Annotated in this window: 1 protein-coding gene and 1 pseudogene; one reads left to right on the forward strand and one right to left on the reverse strand. The window is 65.7% G+C overall.

What is annotated here, in order from left to right; genetic code table 11:
- The coding region (locus AC1RQ9_RS18925) for a hypothetical protein (RefSeq protein WP_485988135.1) at positions 1–986 on the reverse strand (986 nt) is incomplete at its 3' end.
- 40 nt (positions 987–1026) lie between these two features.
- Here AC1RQ9_RS18925 and AC1RQ9_RS18930 point away from each other — a divergent pair.
- Positions 1027–1244: pseudogene (locus AC1RQ9_RS18930) on the forward strand (SAM-dependent methyltransferase); the annotation flags it as partial.

Genomic DNA, 1244 nt, shown 5'->3' on the forward strand with positions numbered 1-1244 from the left:
CGCATCCGGGCCGCCAGCGCGAACAGGGCGTCCTGCTTGGCGAACACGCCACGATAGGCATCCCGCAGGCGCAGCGTCGGGTCCCAGAACTGGATGGCTTCGGAACCGGCGCCATTGATTTCGATAATCCGGAACTCTCCGCGTTGCAGGGCCGCCTCGCTGCCAAAACGTACGTCCAGGCGACCGAAATGGAAGCCGTTCATGGAGCGGGCTATGGCATCGACGCGTCCTTCAAGGGCGGGGGTATTCAGCCGCATGGCGTTCTCATAGCGGCCGCCCACCCGCAGGGAGGCGACCGTGCCAAGGATGACGCGTTCGCCACGCGGCGGAACATGGTCAATCCCTCTGGTGGAGAGGGCGCGCCGGTAATGCCCGATCCGCGAACACAGCCGTGGGTCCGCGGCCATCAGGGCCGCGATGGAACGCACGCCGTCGCCCGTGACCTGTGGGGAATGACGGATGGCGAGACCGATAAGGCGGCCATGGGCTTCGGTCGGGCCACGGTAGTAGAACAGCCCGGCCTCAAGGGGGCCGGGCACGAATTCCTGCAAGAGGAAGCTGGCGTCGGGGGGAAAGGCCGCAATGTAGGCCATTAGCCCATCCACGGTATCGATCCGTCGCACGCCATGGCCGCACCAGCCGATATCGGGCTTGGCAACCAGCGGGTAGCCCAGTGTCCGCGCCATGGACGCTGCCGCCGGGATGTCAGCGGGAGAGACGAGGACGGTGCGGGCGACCCATAACGCGTGCTCCGGGCTGATCCGGGCTAGGCAGGCGGCTTTTGATTCGCCAGCCAGTCCCCCGGTCTCGATCGCCGGGTTGACGACCGATGGCAGCGTCAGGCTGCGGTAGCGCAGCCCCAGCCATAGCCACTGCAGGACAAGGGGTATACACAATACCGGCTTCGGGAGCCGTTCCATCGCGCCAAAGCCGTTGCTGGCATGGTGGGAACAGGCGTCATTCGTGCTGCGTTGGGGCTTCATCATGGACAATCCTATCTTCCCCGCGGCAGTTCGGGATCACGCAATGCAACAGGTGGGCATCACGCTGTTGCGATCAGGCTACAGGTTCGTCTGCCCCACGCCAGAGACCCAGCGCCGTGTCAATGCGCGGCCGGGCAATGGGTGGGCAGCGAACCCCGTCGATATTTTTGGCTGGAGCCGGTCTTTCCGGCGTGATGCGCTGCCCGCGCCCCTCTTCGCGCAGGCGATGGAGGCGGGGATGCTCGTTGCTGATAACGGGGC

Source organism: Komagataeibacter ossonobensis, from assembly GCF_057359305.1.